We start from the raw sequence: 20,633 nt of genomic DNA, 5'->3' as shown, positions 1-20,633 counted from the left end.
TTAGCAACAAAGAGCCCCTTACAAAGTCGGGGCTGGCTGGTAGGTTTACTCTTTGTCTTTACCGAGAATGGCTTTTAAATCCTGCTTGAGTGACGACATCTGGCTGTCGTACTTCTCTTTACGTTCTGCGTCTTCGATCAACTGCACCACGGTTTCTGACAGCGTCACCCCACGACGACGGGCAAGCGCAGCCAACCGCTGCCAAACCAGAAACTCCAGATCGATAGATTTTTTACGCGTATGTTGGTGTTCTGCGTTAAAATGACGTTTACGCCGTGCGCGGATAGTTTGCTTCATCCGGTTATCCAGTTCCGGATTCATATGATGGCTTATCCACGTCAGCACTTTTACCGGCTCATTTTCCAGCTTCAGCAGCTCGTCAATGGCTTCCTGAGCGACGCTGTTTTCAATGTGGCGGGTAATAGCTTCCCCTTCCCGGTGCTTTTTCACCAGGTACTTCCATTTCCAACCGCTCTCCAGATTTTCCAGTTGCTGATATTTCATCGTGAGCTCTTCAGTGACCGCGTAACTTTATTAAGCATAACAGCTTTACGCCGAATTTCCCCGCCAATTACACCCCGTTTTAGACTGTTTTTTGCACAGTCATCGCGCGATGTCAAACTCCCTGACATCAACTGTTACTCTGCATCTATCAAGCTGCCGTTATTCTTGTATAATCGCCCTTTCCCTTTTTGACGATTGCATCTAACACTTTGACCAATAACCGACTTGAATGGCAATCACTGTTGCCGGACGTTACGCCTTATCAAGCGATATTTGATACCGCCGCGCAGTTGGCACCCGTGTCCTTTGCCTCTATTCAGCCTCGGCTGGAAAACGCACTGACGCTGTTTTGCCATCCACAGTCACCACCGCGTTTCATGTTATTGAAAGCGCAGGAAACGCGTGAGTATCTGGCGCTGATCGCCCATGCAGTTGAACAACTGCAGCCGCAGAATACCGCGTTCAAGGGCAGTCATTATGTGATCCAGGGCAGCAAGGTCAGCGTAGAACCCGCCAGCCAGGGTGATGAACCCTTTGCCGCCGGTGGTGCCTGTGTGTTTCAAGAGTGGGTTGAACCAGAACAGCTGTTTGGCTGCGTCCGGATCCACAATGATGAGATCAACCTGCAGCCCGGTCTGGTACATCAGGCCAACGGGGGCGTACTGATCCTGTCTGCACGTTCTCTGCTGGCTCAGCCGCTGCTGTGGCTGCGCCTGAAGCAGATGATCACCCAACGTCAGTTCCACTGGGTTTCCCCGGATGAAACACGTCCTCTGCCGATCACTATTCCAGCCATGCCGCTGGAGTTGCGACTGATCGTGGTGGGCGATCGTCACGGTCTTGCCGATTTCCATGATATTGAGCCGGAACTGTGTGAACAGGCGGTCTACGGCGAATACGAAGAAGATCTGCAACTCACCGAAATCGATGACATGGTGCAATGGTGTGGCTACGTCAATACTCTTATTGATGAGAAGCAACTGCCGCCATTGGCAGCCGATGCCTGGTACCCGTTAATGATCCAGGCGGTCCGTCACAGTGGTGATCAGGGCAACCTGCCGTTGTCCCCACTCTGGCTCGGCCAGCAACTTTCTGAAGCCGCGCTGTATGTCGAAGAAGAAAGCATCACCGCCAAAGCGTTTGAAGCGGCACTGAATGCTCGCGAATGGCGTGAAAGCTACCTTGCCGAACGGATGCAGGATGAGATTGAACTGGGCCAAATCCTGATTGAAACCGAAGGCGAAGTCGTCGGTCAGATCAACGGCCTGTCTGTGTTGGAATACCCAGGTCACCCGCGCAGCTTCGGCGAACCCTCCCGTATCAGCTGTGTCGTGCATCTTGGCGATGGTGAATTCACCGACGTTGAACGCAAGGCCGAGCTTGGCGGTAATCTGCATGCCAAAGGCATGATGATTATGCAGGCGTTCCTGATTTCCGAACTGGAACTGGACCAACCGCTGCCCTTCTCCGCTTCCATCGTGTTTGAGCAATCTTATGGCGAAGTGGACGGTGACAGCGCCTCATTGGCTGAGCTCTGTGCACTCATCAGCGCACTGTCGCTGCAGCCGATCACCCAGCAGATTGCGGTAACCGGCTCCGTTGACCAATTCGGTAATGTACAGCCGATTGGTGGCGTCAACGAGAAGATCGAAGGCTTTTTTGAAGTTTGCCAACGTCGCGGTTTGACGGGTAAACAGGGCATCATTCTGCCCGCCACCAACGTGCGCCACCTGTGTCTGCGCCAGGACGTGGTCGATGCGGTGCGCGAGGGGCAATTCCATCTGTGGGCCGTCAACAGCGCCGCAGAGGCCTTGCCATTACTCACCGGTTATCCCTACTCTGATGAACAGCAGCCGAACTTGTTAGCTGCCATTCAGGAACGGATTGCACTGGTGAATCCGCAGGAACGCCGGCGCTGGCCGTGGCCACTTCGTTGGCTCAACTGATTCAGCCACGGCTGATCGGACTTGTTCAGCGTACACGTGTAAGCTAAGATGCGCCCTTCAATAAAATAAGGTTTACTGAGAACATGGTAGAAAAACGCGACTCCTATACGAAAGAAGACCTCGAAGCATCCGGCCGTGGCGAACTGTTTGGCGCCGGTGGCCCGCCGTTGCCGGCAGGTAACATGTTGATGATGGACCGCGTGGTCAAAATGACCGAAGACGGTGGTACCCACAACAAGGGTTATGTGGAAGCGGAACTGGATATCAATCCGGACCTATGGTTCTTTGGTTGCCACTTTATCGGCGATCCAGTGATGCCGGGCTGCCTGGGCCTGGATGCGATGTGGCAGTTGGTAGGTTTCTATCTCGGCTGGCTGGGTGGCGAAGGTAAAGGTCGTGCGCTGGGCGTGGGTGAAGTCAAGTTCACCGGCCAGGTACTGCCAACCGCGAAGAAAGTCACCTACCGCATTAACTTCAAGCGTGTGATCATCCGTAAACTGATTATGGGTGTGGCTGACGGTGAAGTCCTGGTCGATGGTCAGGTCATTTACACCGCCAGCGATCTGAAAGTGGGCCTGTTCAAGGACACTGCTGCGTTCTAACTGCAGCCACGGCGACCTTTCCGGTCGCCGTTTATTTTTCCCCGCCGTTATTCTGTCGTGCCTGTAATACTCAGGTTCGTAGCGGCTAAAAAGTGACTACAATTATTGTAGTCACCAAGAGGTGTGTCATGCAAAAAACCCGTTTTGATAACATGCCATGCCCGGTAGCTCGCTCACTGGACCGCGTCGGAGAATGGTGGAGTATCCTGATACTTCGCGATGCGTTTCATGGCTTGTCCAGGTTTGATCAGTTCCAGCAAAGCCTGGGGCTTTCGCCCACCATATTGACCCGTCGCCTGAAGTATCTGGTAGAAAGCGGCATTTTGCATAAACAGCGCTATCAAACACGGCCGGCACGCTACGAGTATTTGCTCACTGAGCGTGGCAAAGATTTTTTCCCGGTACTTGCGGCCCTCTTTCACTGGGGTAATACCCACTTGGCCGATGACGGCATTAGCGCCGAATTGGTCGATCGTCGTACCGGGCAAGTTATACGCCCGCAACTGATCGACAGCATTACTCAGCAACCCATCGCGTTGCATAATATTACGTTAGCACCAGGGCCGGCAGCGACCGACGGTATGCGCCAGCGTGCAGCCCTGATGCAGCAGAACCTTTCTGCATTTCCCCCTGAATCATCCAAGGAGTCACTATGAACACTCGTCGTATAGTCATTACCGGCATGGGCGCCGTTTCGCCACTGGGATGCGGCGTAGAGGCTATCTGGCAGCGTCTGCTGAACGGCCAGTCCGGCATTCGTCCATTGCCAGAAGAGATCGTTGCCGACCTGCAGGTGAAAATCGGTGGTCAGGTACCTACATTGGAACAGGATGCCGAAGCGGGTTTCGATCCCGATCTTTCGGTTGCCCCCAAAGACCAGAAGAAAATGGACCGCTTTATCCTGCTCGCCATGGCTGCAGCCGATGAGGCCATCCGCCAGGCCGGCTGGGTCGCAGATACGGAAGATAAACAGGAACGCACCGCAACCGTGGTCGCTTCCGGTATTGGCGGTTTCCCGGCTATCGCTCATGCGGTACGCACCACCGACAGCCGCGGTGCCAAACGCCTGTCACCTTTCACCATCCCCTCTTTCCTGGTTAATCTGGCCGCCGGTCATGTATCGATTAAACACCAGTTCAAGGGCCCGATTGGCGCCCCCGTGACGGCCTGTGCCGCAGGCGTACAAGCCATCGGCGATGCCGTGCGCATGATTCGTAACGATGAGGCAGATATCGCACTGTGTGGCGGTACAGAAGCGGCTATCGACACTGTTAGTCTGGGTGGCTTTGCGGCAGCACGCGCCATGTCCACGACGCCGGCAGAGGCCGCGGCAACAGCCTCACGGCCTTTTGACAGCGCACGTAACGGGTTCGTTATGGGTGAAGGTGCCGGTATGCTGGTGATTGAGACACTGGAGCATGCTCTGGCCCGTGGGGCAACGCCACTGGCGGAAATTGTGGGTTATGGCACCAGCGCAGACGCTTACCACATGACCTCGGGTGCCGAGGATGGCGACGGTGCCTATCGTGCCATGAAGATTGCCCTTAAACAGGCTGGCGTAACCCCAGAGCAGGTACAACACCTGAACGCCCATGCGACATCGACACCCGTAGGTGACCTGGGGGAAATTAATGCCATCAAGCATCTGTTTGGTACCAACGGGGGTGTAGCGGTGACGTCGACCAAATCAGCGACCGGCCATTTACTGGGTGCCGCCGGCGGGCTGGAAACCATCTTTACCGCACTGGCGCTGCGCGATCAGATTGCACCGGCAACGCTGAATTTGGAAAGTCCGGATCCGGCGGCCGAAGGGCTGCACCTGGTAGCGAACAAAGCTGAGCCTATGACCATAAACTATGCACTGTCGAACGGTTTTGGTTTTGGCGGTGTCAATGCGAGTATTTTGCTGAAACGCTGGCAGGGGTAGTCGTACAGCCTTAAACAAAAACCTCCGCGCTGGGCGGAGGTTATTCCTTTTTTTGACAGGGAGCCGCTTAAGCGGTCACAGCCCTGTCTTCCATGGCTTCTCGCCAACCTCCCAGCCATTGAGACCGGCTGTCCACAGTCGTTTTATAAGGACAAAGATCTTTCGGATGTCCTAAAATACCTGCCTGATAACCTTTCGAATGCGCCCTTTCCAGACGATCGCGTTTCTGTCTCTTCATGCCTCGTTTCCCTCAATTTTTGGTCTGGTGGAAAGAAAACAATGGCTGCTTTTTGTGCAGCCACATTTAAGCAATAGCGCTAAATGGCGGGAAGATCAATGCGCAAAATTCACGCCAATGTCATATTTGTGAGCTACGCCCGAAGAATTTGCTAAGTGGCTGATAGGCAGGAGATAAGTTAACTTATTGAAATTAAATAAAAACCCCTTGCGACGAGAAATTTCACTGTTTCTCACCGGAAGGGGTTAGATCGTTTTAGTACAAATTATTTCTAAAAACGCCCCGCCTGTGCGGCAATGTCCTGGGCTTCTTGCTGCCACCCTTGTGCCAATGTCCGCACCAAAGCATCGTAGCCGTCTTCACCCTGCTTAAGTTCCAGGCTGAACGGCCGTTTGGTCAGATTGCCCTGATGATTCAGCACCCACTCGCCGCGAATGATCGCCTTGCCGTCAAAGCGGCCATGGAAGCCGCTGATGGTGACGTTCAGTACATCCTGCTCGCTGCTCATCGGCTGCGAGGACACCACCCACCCCGGCAGCGCACTGCTCAGGTTGGTGACCAGCGTCTGCTGCAACTGTTGATCAAGCGGGCTGGCCCACAGGTTGTTCTGGGCAATAACGTACTGCACGTCATTGGTCTGATAAACCACACCGCTTTGCGCCAGGTAATCCGCCACGCTAACGTGCTCCAGCCAAAGCTGGCGCGACGTCGTACTGCCGCTGACCTGCGCCGGCGTGCCCAACGCCGGCAGTTGATAGTAGGTCTTCTGTGGGGTGCTGCTACAGGCGCTGAGTAACAGCGCCAGGGCTACCGGAATCCATTTCATCATTTATTGGCCTTCTTCGGCTGAGGATCGTTACTGCCCGCGGCTTCAAATACCAGCGCGTTGCTCTTTTCGTTCAGGGTACGCAGCACCGGCTGCAGTTCACGCAGTACCTGATCGAGACGTTGCATATCGCCAACCATCTTGTTGTAGGCCGGAGAACCAGGCTGGAACCCTTTCATGCTGCGGTTCAGTTCCTGCAAGGTTTTCTGCATATCCTGCGGCAGCGCCTTCATCTCTCTGCTGGCAATGATGTCATTCAGCGACTGCATGGTTTTCTGCGTCGTCTGCATGGTCTTCTGACTTTCTGCCAGCGTTTTGGTCGCTTCATTGATCATCGGATTCAGCGGCATCGAGTTGATTTTATCCAGCGTCTGCATCAGTTTCTGCTGGATCTGCGCCAAACCGCCACTGGTGGTTGGCATCAGACGATAACCAAACAACTCACGTGGCCCTTTGTAAGGTTTCTCTTGCGGATAGAAATCCAGATCGATATACAGCGAACCCGTAAGCAGATTGGCGGATTTCAAAGCGGCACGCATGCCACGCGACTCGGCGTCTTTCAAATGACTCTCAAAGTCGAAGCTGCCACCCAACTGCTTCTGGAAGCGATCGGGTTCGATGCGGATCAGCACCGGAATACGGTAGTCATTGTCCAGACGCTGTATCATGCCTTTTTTATAGAACGGCACCTGCGATACCGTACCCAGACGGATACCACGGAACTCCACCGGCGCGCCAGGCTGCAGGCCGCGAATCGAATCGGAGAAGAACATCAGGTAATCCTGGTGAACGGTATACAGCGAATCCTGGATACTGCGCTGGTTGTCGAACAGGTGATATTCCGCCTTCGGTTTCGCCAGTTCGCCGCGCTCCCAGCCTTCCGGTACGTCAAAGCTGACGCCGCCGCTGAACAAGGTCGCCAACGAGCCCATTTCCACCCGCATTCCTTGCGCCGACATGTCGAATGCCACACCGCTGTCTTTCCAGAATCGAATGTTGTTGGTCACTAGCTGATCGTAAGGCGCGGAGATAAACAACTGATAACGCATCGCGCGCATCTTCGGATCAAAATAGCTGGTTTCTACCGAACCGACGCGGTAACCGCGGAACAGCACCGGATCGCCGGCATTCAACTGGCCGGACTTTTCGCTGTCCAGCACAATGCGTAGCCCTTTGGCATCCGGAGAGGCCAGTGGCGGTGCATCCAGCAGTTGATAGTCGCCCTTGCCTGTTTTGCCTTTGTTACCCGGCTGCAGTTCGATATAGGCACCGGAAAGCAGCGTACCCAATCCGGAAACGCCCCCACGGCCAATCTGCGGCTTCACGACCCAGAAGGCAGAGTCCTGACGCAACAGCTTCTCCATGCCGGTGTTAAGGCGCGCCTCTACCACCACCTTGCTCAAGTCTTCGCTCAGAGTCACCGTTTCCACGACCCCGACGTCAACACTGCGGCTTTTGATTTTGGTTTTACCCGCTTCCAGCCCTTCTGCGGTGGTGGTCACCAGGGTGACTACCGGCCCCTGGTGGCTGAAATGGTAAAACAGGATCCAGGCGCCGATCAGTGCGGTGACAATCGGGATGATCCACACTGGCGACCAGCGTTTGATCTTCTCAACGTCCGCGACGCTATGATTATTTTCCGTCACCTTGCGGCTCCTTTTTTATTGTTTCGTTTACGCGATCCCAGGTTAGCCGGGGATCAAACGTCATGGCTGCAAACATAGTGAGGATCACTACCATGGCGAACAACAGCGCGCCAATGTCAGGATAAATGCTCATCAATTGTCCCATCCGTACCAATGCCGAAAGCACGGCAATAACAAACACATCAATCATTGACCAGCGGCCAACAAATTCAACCACTTCATAAATCAGGTGCATACGTTCGCTGTCGGCCCGGGCTTTACCGGTGCCGTTAGCATCCCAACACAGCCAGCCAATCGCCATCATTTTCAGCGAAGGCACCATAATACTGGCGATGAAGATCACCATCGCCACCGGGTAAGATCCTTCCCCCCACAGCAGGATCACCCCGGCCATGATGGTGGAAGTCAATTTATTGCCCAGTGCCTCGGTGACCATGATAGGCATCAGGTTAGCCGGAATATACAGCAGGATAGAGGTGAGCAGTAGCGCCAGCGTCCATTGCAGGCTGTGACGGCGGCGCACATAACCACGGGAATGACAGCGCGGACACCGGGTCAGTTCCGCCGGCAAAATCGCCGTACAGCATTGGCAGGAGCGCAGCCCCTGACGCAACCCGGTACGCCCTACTTGCATGGGACGATCCAGGCGCGGGGCCGGTTCAATGTCATTCCACAGCCAGCGGCGATCGACACACTGGAAGGCGCGCACCTGCAGCAGGCAAAACAGGCAGTACGGCACAAAGCTGCTGCCGACACCAATATCGCCATAAGCCATCAGCTTAACGAAGCTGACCAGCACCCCGGCCAGGAAAATCTCCACCATGCACCAGGTTTTAAACTGGAACAGCATTTTGGCCATCCACTCTTTCAGCCCCTTGGGGATAGGCACTTTGGCGCACAGCAGAATAATGGCCAGCATGCAGAATGCCGGGATCAGTTGAACAAACACCATAAACAGCGTGGCCATGCTGGCGTAGTCTTCCGCCACCATCACCTGCGGGATTTGGATCAGTTTGATTTCGTTACCGAGTCCGGCAACGCGCATATTGATAAACGGGAAAATATTCGCCAGCAGCAGCATAAACAGGGCGCTGAGGGCATAACCGATCGGCCGCTTACGCGGTTCTTCCCAGCGGGAGCTGAGGGTCGTTTTACAACGCGGGCATACCGCTTTTGAACCATATGCCAGCGGCGGCAATGCCACCAGCATGTCGCACTGCGGACACAACATCAGATTGTCCTGTTGCTGTGTTGCGTGCGTTGCATGACTGTGCTGCTCGTGATTCTCGTGGGAACACACCATATTCCTCCTTAACAACGTTGCTCACCGGTACGGCAATACCGCCCGCAGCAGCGCGCGGGCGGTATTCTCAACGGTTAGCCGTTTTTCATCGCTTCCAACTCTTCCCAACGGGCAAAGGCTTCTTCCAATGCCCCTTCGGCTGTGGCCAGCGCAGTCAGCACCTGTTGCGTTTCACTGTGAGGACGCGTGAAGAACTCAGCATCACTCATTTGCGCCTGCAGCGCCGTAATTTCCGCTTCCAACTGCTCAAGACGTTGCGGCAACTGCTCCAGCTCACGTAACAGGTTATAGCTCAGTTTAGCCGCTGTTTTCTTTGGCTGTTCAGCCTTTTTTTCTACTGCAGGCTTGTTCTGATCGGCCGCTGCCTGACGGATCGGTTTTGCCGTCGCGCGCTGATGATGCGCATCGTAGTAACCGCCGACGAAGGTGCTGATCGCACCGTTGCCTTCAAAGATCCAGCACTCGGTCACCGAGTTATCGACGAACTGACGATCGTGGCTCACCAACAGCACGGTACCCTGATAGCCGTCGATCAGCTCTTCCAGCAATTCCAGCGTTTCGACGTCAAGATCGTTGGTCGGTTCATCGAGGATCAATAAGTTACTCGGTTTCAGGAACAGCTTAGCCAGCAACAGGCGATTACGCTCACCGCCTGACAAGGCTTTCACCGGCGTCATCGCCCGTTTAGGGTGGAACAGGAAGTCCTGCAGATAACCCAGCACGTGACGGGAACGGCCGTTGACCAACACTTCCTGCTTACCTTCCGCCAGGTTGTCCATCACGGTACGTTCCGGATCCAGATCGGCGCGGTGCTGGTCGAAATAGGCCACTTCCAGCTTGGTACCACAATGCACGCGGCCGCTGTCGGCTTTCAACTGGCTGAGCATCAATTTCAGCAGAGTCGTTTTACCGCAGCCGTTCGGGCCGACCAAGGCAATTTTGTCGCCACGCTGAACCTGGGCGGAAAAATCGCGCACCAGCACTTTGCCGCCAACCTGATAGTTAACGTCTTCCATCTCAAACACGATCTTGCCGGAGCGTACGGCTTCTTCCACCTGCATTTTGGCGGTGCCCATCACTTCACGGCGTTCCGAACGCTCGTTACGCAATGCCTTCAGGGCACGCACACGGCCTTCGTTACGGGTACGGCGCGCCTTGATGCCCTGGCGGATCCACACTTCTTCCTGCGCCAGCTTGCGGTCGAATTCGGCGTTTTGCAGCTCTTCCACCCGCAGCGCTTCTTCCTTGCTCAGCAGGTACAGATCGTAGTTACCCGGCCAGGACACCAGCTTGCCGCGGTCGAGATCGACAATGCGCGTCGCCATGTTGCGGATAAAGGAACGGTCGTGGGAAATGAACACGATGCTGCCCTGGAACTCTTTCAGGAAGCCTTCCAGCCAGTCGATGGTTGAAATATCCAGGTGGTTGGTCGGTTCGTCGAGCAGCAATACGCGCGGAGAACTGACCAGCGCGCGGCCCAGTGCCGCTTTACGCAACCAGCCGCCGGAGAGCGAGGAAAGCTCTGCATCCCCGTTCAGGCCCAACTGCAACAACACTTCGCTGATGCGGCTATCGAGCTGCCACAGACCCTGGTGATCGAGGATCTCCATAATCTGCGCCATGCGCGTCAGGTTTCTTTCGCTTGGGTCGGTTTCCACCAGATGCGAAATCGCGTGATACGCTTTCAGGTGTTCTGCCTGTTCGGCTACCCCTTCGGCCACAAAATCAAACACCGTACCGCCGATATTGCGCGGGGGATCCTGTTGCAGACGCGCCACAATCAGATCTTGCTCGTAAGTCACCCGGCCATCATCCAACGGAATTTCTTTACCGAGGATCTTCAGCAGCGTGGATTTACCGGCGCCATTGCGCCCAACCAGACAAACGCGTTCGTTGTCTTCAATATGAATTTCGGTGTTGTCTAAAAGTGGTGCATCGCTGAAGGACAGCCAGGCACCGGACATGCTAATTAACGACATAGTAATTATTTTCCTTCGCCGGCGTGGGTGACCAGCCAGCAGTTATGAATTTGACGGTTACGGGCAAAGTCCTGTGACTGCGTCTGGGCGGTGATTTCTTTCGCCTCCAGACCCAATGCGCTCAGGCCGGCCATATCCATCTGGAAACCGCGCTTGTTGTTCGAGAACATGATGGTCCCGTTACGACGCAGCAACCGTTTCAAATCTTGCATCAGCGCCAGGTGATCGCGCTGAACGTCAAAAGTGTTCTCCATACGCTTGGAGTTGGAGAAGGTCGGCGGATCGATAAAGATCACGTCGAATTGTTCGTCGGCATTTTGCATCCATGACAGACAGTCCGCATGGATCAATCTGTGCTGTTTGCCCGTCAAACCGTTAACCCGCAAGTTTTTCTCCGCCCATTCCAGATAGGTACGCGACATATCCACGGTAGTGGTACTACGCGCGCCCCCCAGCCCGGCATGCACACTGGCGGTACCGGTATAGGCGAACAGGTTGAGGAAGTCTTTGCCTTTGCTCATTTCACCCAGCATGCGACGGGCAATGCGGTGATCAAGGAACAGACCGGTATCGAGATAATCGGTCAGGTTAACCCACAGCTTGGCGTTAAATTCTTCCACCAGCAGGAACTCGCCCTTCTGCGCCAGTTTTTCGTACTGGTTTTTGCCTTTCTGGCGCTCACGGGTTTTCAGGATCAGCTGGTTGGACGGCAATTCCAGCACCGCCAGCGTGGCGTTGATCACGTCGAAAAGACGTTGACGAGCCTTCTGTGCATCAATGGTTTTCGGCGGCGCATATTCCTGTACCACCACCTTGCTGCCGTAGCGATCCACCGCCACGTTATAGTCCGGCAGGTCGGCATCGTACAAACGGTAGCACTCAATGCCCTGCTGTTTGGCCCACTTATCGAGCTTCTTCAGGTTTTTGCGCAGGCGGTTGGCAAAATCTTCCGCCACCTGTACACCACCGGCACCCAGCGGGTTTTCCGCCAATTGGTAGTTTTTCTGCACGCAGTCCAACGGACCGTTTTTGGCTTTGAACTGGCGATCGGCACGCAACTGCAGGCAGCTCAGCAACTCCGGTGAGGCGCTGAACAACGACAACTGCCAGCCACCAAAAGCGCTCTTCATGATACGGCCCAGCATATTATGCAAGGCAATCAGCGCCGGTTCACTTTCCAGACGCTCACCGTACGGCGGGTTACAAACTACGGTACCCGTCGGGCCTTCCGGCAGTGGGTTGGTCAGTTTGGCTACGTCATTGACGTTAAAGGTAATCAGTTCGGCGACGCCGGCACGGCGGGCGTTACCGCGTGCCATTTCAATCACCCGACGATCAATATCAGAACCGAAGAAACGCGAGGTGGTTTCCTGCAGGCCGCTGCGGGCACGTTCCTGTGCTTCGGTGATCACTTCACGCCACAGATCGACGTTGTGACCATTCCAGGCGGTAAAGCCCCAGTGTTGACGGTGCAAGCCCGGTGCGCGGTCAGAAGCAATCATCGCCGCTTCGATCAACAGGGTGCCCGAACCACACATTGGATCCAGCATTGGCGTCCCCGGCTGCCAGCCAGAACGCTGCACAATCGCCGCAGCCAGGCTTTCTTTCAACGGTGCCTGACCGGTCAGGTCACGGTAACCGCGCTGGTGCAGGCCTTCACCGCTGAGATCAAGCGCTACGCTGGCCATATCGCGCTGCAGGAACACATTGACGCGAATGTCCGGTTGCTGCTTCGCCACCGTCGGGCGCTGTTCGATCTTGCGGGTAAAGCTGTCGACAATGGCATCCTTGACCTTCAGCGCGCCATACTGGCTGTTGCGGATCTCTTCGTTAACACCACTGAAGTGTACGGCGAAGGTTTTATCCACACCAAAGATACTGGTCCAGTCGATCGCCTGTACACCCAGGTACAGATCCAGATCGCTGTGTACGCGGAATTCGTTCAGCGGCAGCAAGATACGTGAGGCCAAACGGCTCCACAGCAAGCTTTGGTACAGAAGACGATCGTCACCCTGAAAATGTACCCCACCCTGTACGACTTTACAGGCGTGAGCGCCCAGCGCTTCGAGTTCGCTTTTTAACAGTTCTTCCAGTCCACGCGCCGTGCTGGCAAACAGAGAGTTCATATCGTACTTATCACCAAAAAGAAAATTGTTGCGCATTATAGCTAATCCAGACCGCTTGTCATAAAGTTGCTCCCTTCTATTTAATATTCGCGCGGAGATCAGGGTGATTACGCTTGCCAAACTTTACGTTCATCCGGTTAAATCGCTTCGAGGTTTGCAGCTTTCTCACGCTCAGGTTTCCAGTAGTGGCCTGGCTTTCGATCGTACCTTTATGATCACCGAACCGGATGGCACCTTTATTACTGCGCGCCAATATCCACAAATGGTGCTGTTCACCCCGGCACTGTTGGCAGACGGTCTGTTCCTGACCGCGCCGGACGGAGAAAGCGCCGCCATCCGCTTCAGCGATTTCGCCGCCGAGGCGCAACCAACCGAAGTTTGGGGCAATCATTTTACCGCCCTGATTGCACCGCAGGCGATTAATAGCTGGCTGAGCGGCTATTTCCAGCGTGAAGTACAATTGCGTTGGCTCGGCCCGGAACTGACCCGTCGCGTTAAAAAGCACCCGGAAATTCCCCTGTCTTTCGCCGACGGCTACCCTTATCTGCTGATTAACGAAGCCTCATTCAATGACTTGCAGCAACGCTGCCCTGGCAGTATCAAGCTGGAACAATTCCGGCCTAATCTGGTGGTGACCGGTGCCAGCGCCTGGGCCGAAGATGGCTGGCAGGTGATCCGTGTCGGTGACGTGATGTTTGACCTGGTGAAGCCCTGCAGCCGCTGTGTGCTGACCACCGTCAGCACCGAACGTGGACGCAAGCACCCGAGTGGCGAACCGCTGAGCACCCTGCAGAAATTCCGCACCGCCGATAACGGCGATGTCGATTTTGGCCAGAATATGGTGGCACGTAACAGCGGGATTATCCGCGTTGGCGATGCAGTGGAAGTGTTATCCACCAAGCCGCCACGCCCTTATAGCGCAGGCAAAGTGGTTGAGAGCGTGCAGGCGCCGCAGGACAGTACGCAAAGCGTGACCATCGACTACGCGGGAACGGTGTTTACCGGCAATAATCAGCAGATTTTGTTGGAGCAGTTGGAACAGCAAGGGCTCCGTGTGCCTTATTCGTGCCGTGCGGGGATTTGCGGCAGCTGTCGTATAACCTTGGTCAGTGGCGAAGTGGCGCCGCTGAAGAAAAGTGCAGTGGCCAACAATGGCACCATCCTCTCCTGCAGCTGTATTCCAAAAAGCGATTTGACGCTGGCGTAACGAGCCTTACATCGCCCTGTCGTAAGCCGGGGCAGAGGCTTCATCTTGCGCACAGGGTTTAAGGCGATCGTGCATCACTTTGATCGCATCACCCAGCACCATGGTGCGGCCAGCCAGTGAAAGCTGATTTTGCGCCAGCAGGCAAAGGCTGGCGTTATCGCCGGCTTCCACCACCAGCAAACGAGCTTCAATCCCGCTTTCCATCACCTTTACCGCCGCCAGTTCGCCGTTCTTCGGCTGCAACGGATAATGTTGCTGAGAGAAATGCCAGCTTTTCGGCATCAGCGGTTTCAGGAAGCGATAGGCCACCAGGGCATTTAATACCAGTTCAGCGCGTTGCTCATGGCTAAGTTTTATCTGCTTGCACTGCTCTTCATAATTAAAATAAAGCGCCGCGTCATCCACACAGAAAGAGCATTCATCAAAAGCATCCGGGGTTAACATTTTGGCTGGGAAACGCGAGCGAAAGATCATCCCATTGGCTAAATCCAGCATTAGCCGATCGTGTTCAGCGTCAAAATACCAACGCCAATTATCGTCAGGTTTTATCTTCATCTCTTATCCTTCTCGCTGCCCATGCCACGCAATATTTACCCTAAAAGGTGATTTTATCACCACTAAAGTCGCTTAAACATCGGATAATTCCGCGAACGATATTTATGCTAGTGGACAAAATATAGACGAGCCGGGGGAAGAAATAAACCCCCGGCGGAAAATGAAAGGAAAAATATTAGATGTAGTTAACGATATCTTTAATCAGGCGCGGACCTTTGAAGATAAATCCGGAATAAATTTGCACCAATGAAGCCCCGGCCGCCATTTTTTCCCGCGCCGCCATCAGGGAATCAATTCCGCCGACGCCGATAATCGGCAAGCGCCCTTGCAACTCCAGCGACAGACGGCGGATCACTTCGGTGCTGCTTGCCTGCAACGGACGACCACTCAGGCCCCCCATTTGCTCACAATAATTCAGCCCCTGGATCAATTTACGATCCAGCGTGGTATTGGTCGCGATCACGCCATCTATATTATGACGCACCAGGCTGTCGGCTATTTGGATCAATTCTTCTTCTGAAAGATCCGGCGCGATCTTTACTGCTACCGGCACATATTTGTGATGACGCTCATGTAATTCCTGCTGCTTATTTTTAATCGCAGCCAGAAGATCGTCCAACGCCTCACCATACTGTAAGGATCGTAATCCCGGAGTATTAGGTGACGAAATGTTAATCGCGATATAACCGGCATACGGATAAACTTTATCCATGCAGATCAGATAATCGTCTTTTCCTTGCTCAACCGGGGTATCTTTATTCTTGCCGATATTAATCCCCAGAATACCGCCGAAATGGGATTTCTTAACGTTTTCAACCAGATTATCCACGCCCAGGTTGTTAAAGCCCATGCGGTTGATCAGACCTTCTGCTTCCACAATACGGAACAGACGCGGTTTGTCATTGCCCGACTGCGGGCGCGGCGTCACGGTGCCCACTTCGACAGAGCCAAAACCCATGGCGCCAAACGCATCGATGCACTCGCCGTCTTTATCCAGACCGGCGGCCAAACCCAATGGGTTTTTAAAAGAGAGCCCCATACAGCTTACCGGCTTGGTCGGCACAGACTGACGAATGAGAAATTCTAACGGGGTGCCGCTGACACGGCGGAGCTGCTGAAAAGTCAATTCATGCGCACGCTCGGGATCGAGCTGGAACAACGCTTTTCTGATGAGGGGGTAGTACATGTACTCTCCTGATTTCCCGGTTGCAAACCGGGGGCGTATTATCCGGTATCCCCTGACCAATTGGAATTGATTAAAAGCAAAAAAAGCGTTTTTTACGCAATCGTTTCCCCCGGTCTGGACTCAAACCGCCGCCAATCCGCATTTGCGCATATCAAAATCGAAAAATGAGATTTAAGTAACCCGCCTCTTTGCTGATAGGTTTAAAACACTTCTCGACCATTTTCTGATTAAACCTAACTTTTAGTTATAAGGAGTGGTAATGCGCGTTATATCACTGGCCGGCAGCCCTCGTATCCCATCGCGCTCAGCGGCGCTGCTTTCCCTGAGTAAAAACTGGTTGCAGCAGCAAGGCGTGGAAGTGATTTCCTATACCTTGCATGACTTTGATGCCGAAGATTTGCTGTACGCCAATTTTAACAGCCCGGCGATCAAGGCCTTTACCGAACAACTGGCCCAGGCCGATGGCCTGCTGGTCTCTACGCCGGTGTATAAAGCCTCGTTTTCCGGCGCGCTGAAGACCCTGCTGGATCTACTGCCCGAACGAGCGCTGGATCATAAGGTGGTGTTACCGCTGGCCACCGGCGGCTCCATTGGTCATATGCTGGCGGTGGACTACGCCCTCAAGCCAGTCCTGGCAGCATTGAAAGCGCAGGAAGTCCTGCACGGGGTGTTTGCCGATGACAGCCAGGTGGTGCTGGACGGGGAAGCCATCACGCTGTCCGACAACCTGGCCGGCCGGCTGGAAGAGGCTTTAGAAAGCTTTTATCTGGCGCTAGGCCGCCGTAAACCGCCGAGAGTCACCACCAACCCGTCTCTGTTTGCCCGCCAAACCGCCTGACGGCACAGCCTATAAGGAGATAAGCATGAAACGACCTTCTTTACTAAGACGTTGGCTGGGTGCCGGCGCATTGGCGGGCATCATCTCGCTGGTGTGGATCAATACCGCCAGCGCACAGGATCCTGCGCAGTTTCGCATTGGCTACCAAAAAGGATCGATCAGTCTGGTCCTGGCAAAAACCCACCGGCTGCTAGAACAGCGTTTTCCCAATACCAAAATCAGCTGGATAGAATTCCCAGCAGGCCCACAAATGCTTGAAGCGCTGAACGTCGGCAGTATCGATCTGGGCAGCACCGGTGATATTCCGCCGATCTTCGCTCAGGCTGCCGGGGCGGATCTGTTGTATGTCGGTGTAGAACCCCCCAAACCCAAGGCCGAAGTGATCCTGGTGCCGGAAAACAGCCCGATAAAAACCGTCGCAGAGCTAAAAGGCCGCAAGGTTGCCTTCCAGAAAGGATCCAGCTCGCACAACCTGCTGCTGCGCTCGCTGCAAAAAGCGGGGCTGAAATTCACCGATATTCAACCGATCTATCTGACCCCGGCCGATGCCCGCGCCGCCTTCCAGCAGGGGAATGTCGATGCCTGGACTATTTGGGATCCCTACTATTCCGCGGCATTGTTGCAGGGCGGCGTGCGGGTGCTGGGTGACGGCACCGATCTGAACCAAACCGGCTCCTTCTATCTGGCGGTACGCCCCTATGCCGAGGCCAATGGGCCATTTATTCAACAGGTGCTCGATACCCTGACACAGGCCGATGCGTTAACCCTGAGCGACCGCGCGCAAAGCGTCACACTGCTGGCGAATGCCATGGGCTTGCCGGAGAAAGTGATCTCGACCTATCTGGATCATCGCCCGCCGACGGCCATTAAACCTTTAGACGCACACACCATTGCCGCTCAACAGGAAACTGCCGATCTGTTTTATGCCAATCGTCTGGTGCCGGTGAAGGTCGATATCTCACAACGCATCTGGCACCCGAGCGCCCCCTAATTTTGGAGAACTGACAATGAGCCTGAACGTATTCTGGTTTTTACCCACCCACGGAGACGGCCACTATCTTGGCAGTACCGAAGGGGCCCGCAGCGTTGATTACGGCTATTTACAGCAAATCGCCCAGGCCGCCGATCGGTTGGGTTTTGGTGGCGTGTTGATCCCCACCGGCCGTTCATGTGAAGACTCCTGGCTGGTGGCCGCCTCGCTGATCCCGGTTACCCAACGGTTGAAATTCCTGGTAGCCCTGCGCCCCGGAATTATCTCACCCACGCTGGCGGCTCGCCAGGCGGCAACGCTGGATCGCCTTTCCAACGGCCGGGCGTTATTTAATCTGGTCACCGGTGGCGATCCTGAAGAGTTGGCAGCGGAAGGGCTGCATTTGAACCACGAAGAACGTTACGAGGCCTCGGCGGAGTTCACCCACGTCTGGCGCAAGGTGCTGGAAGGAGAAACCGTCGACTTTAACGGCAAGCATATCCAGGTGAAGGGAGCAAAGCTGCTGTACCCGCCGGTGCAACAACCCCGTCCGCCGCTGTATTTTGGCGGATCCTCCGCCGCCGCACAGGATCTGGCTGCCGAACAGGTTGAAATGTATCTCACCTGGGGCGAGCCACCGGCACAGGTAAAAGAAAAAATTGCCGAGGTGCGCGCTAAGGCGGCAGCCAAAGGTCGCCAGGTACGCTTCGGCATTCGCCTGCACGTGATTGTGCGTGAAACCACAGAAGAAGCCTGGCGAGCTGCCGACCGGCTAATCGCCAATCTGGATGAAAAGACCATCGCCGATGCACAGAAGGCCTTTGCCCGCTTTGATTCCGTTGGGCAACGGCGGATGGCGGCGCTGCACGGCGGTAAGAAAGATAACCTGGAGATCAGCCCCAACCTGTGGGCCGGGGTGGGCCTGGTCCGTGGCGGTGCCGGTACCGCCCTGGTTGGCGATGGCCCGACAGTGGCAGCCCGCATGCAGGAATATGCCGACCTGGGCATCGATACCTTTATTTTGTCCGGCTACCCGCATCTTGAAGAAGCTTATCGCGTTGGCGAGCTGTTGTTCCCCCATCTTGACCTGGTGGAAAACGAAGCGCCGGTTCAGCGGCGACCGGTCAAAGCACAGGGCGAAGTGGTGGCCAATATTTATATTCCGCAACAAGCGTCGCAAAGCTGAGGAGTCGCACTATGGCAAAGGGGACACAACGGATCCTGCGCCGGTTAGCCCCCTGGGCATTGCCGGTAGCGCTGGTGATTATCTGGCAGATCTCTGTGGAGGCCGGCTGGCTATCGAACCGTATTCTGCCGGCCCCGAGCGCGGTGGTGACCGCCTTCTGGACACTGACCAAAAGCGGCGAACTGTGGCAACACCTGACTATCAGCAGTTGGCGCGCGCTGATCGGTTTTAGCATCGGCGGCAGCATTGGGCTGGCGTTGGGCTTTATCACCGGCCTGTCACGCTGGGGTGAACGTCTGCTGGACAGTTCCATGCAGATGATCCGCAACGTGCCGCATTTGGCGCTGATCCCACTGGTGATCCTGTGGTTTGGCATTGACGAATCCGCCAAGATTTTTCTGGTGGCGTTGGGCACCTTGTTCCCTATCTATCTGAATACCTACCACGGCATCAAGAATATCGATCCCGACCTGCTTGAAATGGCGCGCAGCTACGGACTCAGTGGTTTCCAGTTATTTGCCCAGGTGGTGTTGCCGGGCGCCCTCCCCTCGATCATGGTCGGCGTACGCTTTGCGTTGGGCTTTATGTGGCTAACGCTGATCGTGGCCGAAACCATTTCTGCCAACTCGGGGATCGGTTATCTGGCGATGAATGCCCGTGAATTCTTGCAGACCGACGTGGTGGTGGTGGCGATTGTGCTGTACGCGCTGCTCGGCAAGCTGGCGGACGTCAGCGCCCGGTTGCTGGAGCGAGTCTGGCTGCGCTGGCATCCGGCCTATCAACTGAAACAAGGAGAAGCGCTATGACGGCTCCCGCACGCATTCCCCAGGGTACCCCGGTCACGCTGGAGTCGATTGCCAAGCGATACGGTAACCGCACGGTACTCGACAATATCCAGTTACGTATCAGCGCCGGGCAGTTTGTCGCCGTGGTCGGTCGCAGTGGCTGCGGCAAAAGCACCTTGCTGCGTCTGATGGCCGGGCTGGAACATGCCAGCAGCGGCGCGTTATTAAGCGGAAATGCCCCTCTCGCCAGTGCCAGAGACGATACTCGCCTGATGTTTCAGGATGCACGCCTGCTGCCGTGGAAGAAGGTGATCGACAATGTCGGCCTCGGTCTGCGCGGTCATTGGCGTGCCGATGCCTTGCAAGCGCTGGAAGCCGTCGGGCTGGCCGATCGCGCCAATGAGTGGCCTGCGGCGTTGTCCGGCGGGCAAAAACAGCGGGTGGCGCTGGCACGCGCGCTGATCCATCGGCCACGCTTACTGCTGCTGGATGAACCCCTGGGGGCGCTTGATGCATTAACGCGGATTGAAATGCAGGGGCTTATCGAAGGGCTGTGGCAACAGCATGGTTTTACCGTACTGCTGGTGACCCACGATGTCAGTGAGGCTATTGCGCTGGCGGATCGGGTGATCCTGATTGAAGAAGGCCGTATCGGATTGGACCTGACCATTGACCTGCCGCGGCCACGCCGGAAGGGATCAACCAAACTGGCGGAACTGGAAGCCGAGGTGCTGGACAGGGTACTGTCTCCGCCCCCGCCACAGGCTGAAGCCTCACGTCGGGTAGCAAATTAAACAAGGGACGGCATG

The 20,633-nt window shown here is 55.3% G+C and carries 19 protein-coding genes; 10 read left to right on the top strand and 9 right to left on the bottom strand.

The features are described 5' to 3' along the window. Positions 1-45: 45 nt before the first annotated feature. Positions 46-504, bottom strand: a complete 459-nt coding sequence (gene matP / locus QOT07_RS09060; RefSeq protein WP_099061708.1) for a macrodomain Ter protein MatP — start codon at positions 502-504, stop codon at positions 46-48. 209 nt (positions 505-713) lie between these two features. On the opposite strand from matP, the gene QOT07_RS09055 reads away from it, so the two are divergent. From QOT07_RS09055 to fabF, 4 genes are all read left to right on the top strand, one after another. Further along, positions 714-2,450: a Lon protease family protein gene (locus tag QOT07_RS09055; RefSeq protein ID WP_261147964.1), complete on the top strand. Its 1,737-nt coding sequence runs from the start codon at positions 714-716 to the stop codon at positions 2,448-2,450. An 83-nt stretch (positions 2,451-2,533) separates the two neighbouring features. Continuing rightward, entirely contained in the window at positions 2,534-3,052 is a 519-nt protein-coding gene (gene fabA, locus QOT07_RS09050) for a bifunctional 3-hydroxydecanoyl-ACP dehydratase/trans-2-decenoyl-ACP isomerase (RefSeq protein WP_012006178.1), read from the top strand. A 128-nt stretch (positions 3,053-3,180) separates the two neighbouring features. Continuing rightward, a complete protein-coding gene (locus tag QOT07_RS09045; RefSeq protein ID WP_207977636.1) occupies positions 3,181-3,708 on the top strand; it encodes a winged helix-turn-helix transcriptional regulator in 528 nt (175 codons plus the stop codon). Continuing rightward, positions 3,705-4,979 (top strand): beta-ketoacyl-ACP synthase II, encoded by a 1,275-nt coding sequence (fabF, locus tag QOT07_RS09040; protein WP_099061711.1) that lies wholly within the window; start codon positions 3,705-3,707, stop codon positions 4,977-4,979. Before QOT07_RS09045 ends, fabF begins: the two co-directional genes overlap by 4 nt. Before the next feature lie 67 nt (positions 4,980-5,046). Here the strand turns inward: fabF and rmf are convergent, their stop codons facing one another. From rmf to rlmKL, 6 genes are all read right to left on the bottom strand, one after another. Then, entirely contained in the window at positions 5,047-5,217 is a 171-nt protein-coding gene (gene rmf / locus QOT07_RS09035) for a ribosome modulation factor (RefSeq protein WP_013812328.1), read from the bottom strand. Positions 5,218-5,488: 271 nt separating this feature from the next. Continuing rightward, a complete protein-coding gene (gene pqiC / locus QOT07_RS09030) occupies positions 5,489-6,046 on the bottom strand; it encodes a membrane integrity-associated transporter subunit PqiC (protein ID WP_099061712.1) in 558 nt (185 codons plus the stop codon). Further along, positions 6,043-7,689, bottom strand: coding sequence for an intermembrane transport protein PqiB (pqiB, locus tag QOT07_RS09025; protein WP_099061713.1), 1,647 nt, complete (start codon positions 7,687-7,689; stop codon positions 6,043-6,045). The genes pqiC and pqiB overlap by 4 nt, the downstream gene beginning before the upstream one ends. Further along, positions 7,676-8,992, bottom strand: coding sequence for a membrane integrity-associated transporter subunit PqiA (gene pqiA, locus QOT07_RS09020; RefSeq protein WP_099061714.1), 1,317 nt, complete (start codon positions 8,990-8,992; stop codon positions 7,676-7,678). The genes pqiB and pqiA overlap by 14 nt, the downstream gene beginning before the upstream one ends. Positions 8,993-9,066: 74 nt before the next feature. Beyond that, a complete protein-coding gene (locus QOT07_RS09015) occupies positions 9,067-10,971 on the bottom strand; it encodes an ABC transporter ATP-binding protein (RefSeq protein WP_099061715.1) in 1,905 nt (634 codons plus the stop codon). 5 nt (positions 10,972-10,976) lie between these two features. After that, a complete protein-coding gene (gene rlmKL / locus QOT07_RS09010) occupies positions 10,977-13,097 on the bottom strand; it encodes a bifunctional 23S rRNA (guanine(2069)-N(7))-methyltransferase RlmK/23S rRNA (guanine(2445)-N(2))-methyltransferase RlmL (RefSeq protein ID WP_112350452.1) in 2,121 nt (706 codons plus the stop codon). A 103-nt stretch (positions 13,098-13,200) separates the two neighbouring features. Here rlmKL and QOT07_RS09005 point away from each other — a divergent pair, with 103 nt between their 5' ends. After that, complete coding sequence (locus tag QOT07_RS09005) at positions 13,201-14,304, top strand: YcbX family protein (RefSeq protein WP_261415749.1); 1,104 nt, start codon at positions 13,201-13,203, stop codon at positions 14,302-14,304. Between the two features lie 6 nt (positions 14,305-14,310). Here the strand turns inward: QOT07_RS09005 and QOT07_RS09000 are convergent, their stop codons facing one another. Further along, positions 14,311-14,859: a cell division protein ZapC gene (locus QOT07_RS09000; RefSeq protein ID WP_012006168.1), complete on the bottom strand. Its 549-nt coding sequence runs from the start codon at positions 14,857-14,859 to the stop codon at positions 14,311-14,313. 175 nt (positions 14,860-15,034) lie between these two features. Further along, complete coding sequence (pyrD, locus tag QOT07_RS08995; protein ID WP_099061717.1) at positions 15,035-16,045, bottom strand: quinone-dependent dihydroorotate dehydrogenase; 1,011 nt, start codon at positions 16,043-16,045, stop codon at positions 15,035-15,037. Positions 16,046-16,304: 259 nt separating this feature from the next. Between pyrD and ssuE the strand changes: the two genes are divergently transcribed. The 5 genes from ssuE to ssuB are packed head-to-tail and all read left to right on the top strand — an operon-like array spanning position 16,305 to position 20,618. After that, complete coding sequence (gene ssuE / locus QOT07_RS08990; RefSeq protein ID WP_099061718.1) at positions 16,305-16,883, top strand: NADPH-dependent FMN reductase; 579 nt, start codon at positions 16,305-16,307, stop codon at positions 16,881-16,883. A gap of 25 nt (positions 16,884-16,908) precedes the next feature. Further along, a complete protein-coding gene (locus tag QOT07_RS08985) occupies positions 16,909-17,874 on the top strand; it encodes a sulfonate ABC transporter substrate-binding protein (protein WP_099061719.1) in 966 nt (321 codons plus the stop codon). A 16-nt stretch (positions 17,875-17,890) separates the two neighbouring features. Beyond that, complete coding sequence (ssuD, locus tag QOT07_RS08980) at positions 17,891-19,039, top strand: FMNH2-dependent alkanesulfonate monooxygenase (RefSeq protein ID WP_099061720.1); 1,149 nt, start codon at positions 17,891-17,893, stop codon at positions 19,037-19,039. Between the two features lie 11 nt (positions 19,040-19,050). Beyond that, complete coding sequence (gene ssuC / locus QOT07_RS08975) at positions 19,051-19,845, top strand: aliphatic sulfonate ABC transporter permease SsuC (protein WP_283602947.1); 795 nt, start codon at positions 19,051-19,053, stop codon at positions 19,843-19,845. Continuing rightward, positions 19,842-20,618: an aliphatic sulfonates ABC transporter ATP-binding protein gene (ssuB, locus tag QOT07_RS08970; protein WP_207977633.1), complete on the top strand. Its 777-nt coding sequence runs from the start codon at positions 19,842-19,844 to the stop codon at positions 20,616-20,618. Before ssuC ends, ssuB begins: the two co-directional genes overlap by 4 nt. The last annotated feature ends 15 nt before the right edge of the window (positions 20,619-20,633 follow it).

This window comes from Serratia proteamaculans, assembly GCF_949794035.1.
Taxonomy (GTDB): domain Bacteria; phylum Pseudomonadota; class Gammaproteobacteria; order Enterobacterales; family Enterobacteriaceae; genus Serratia; species Serratia proteamaculans.
The sequence above is the reverse complement of the archived record's forward strand: the minus strand, read 5'-3'. Positions and strand labels throughout refer to the sequence as shown.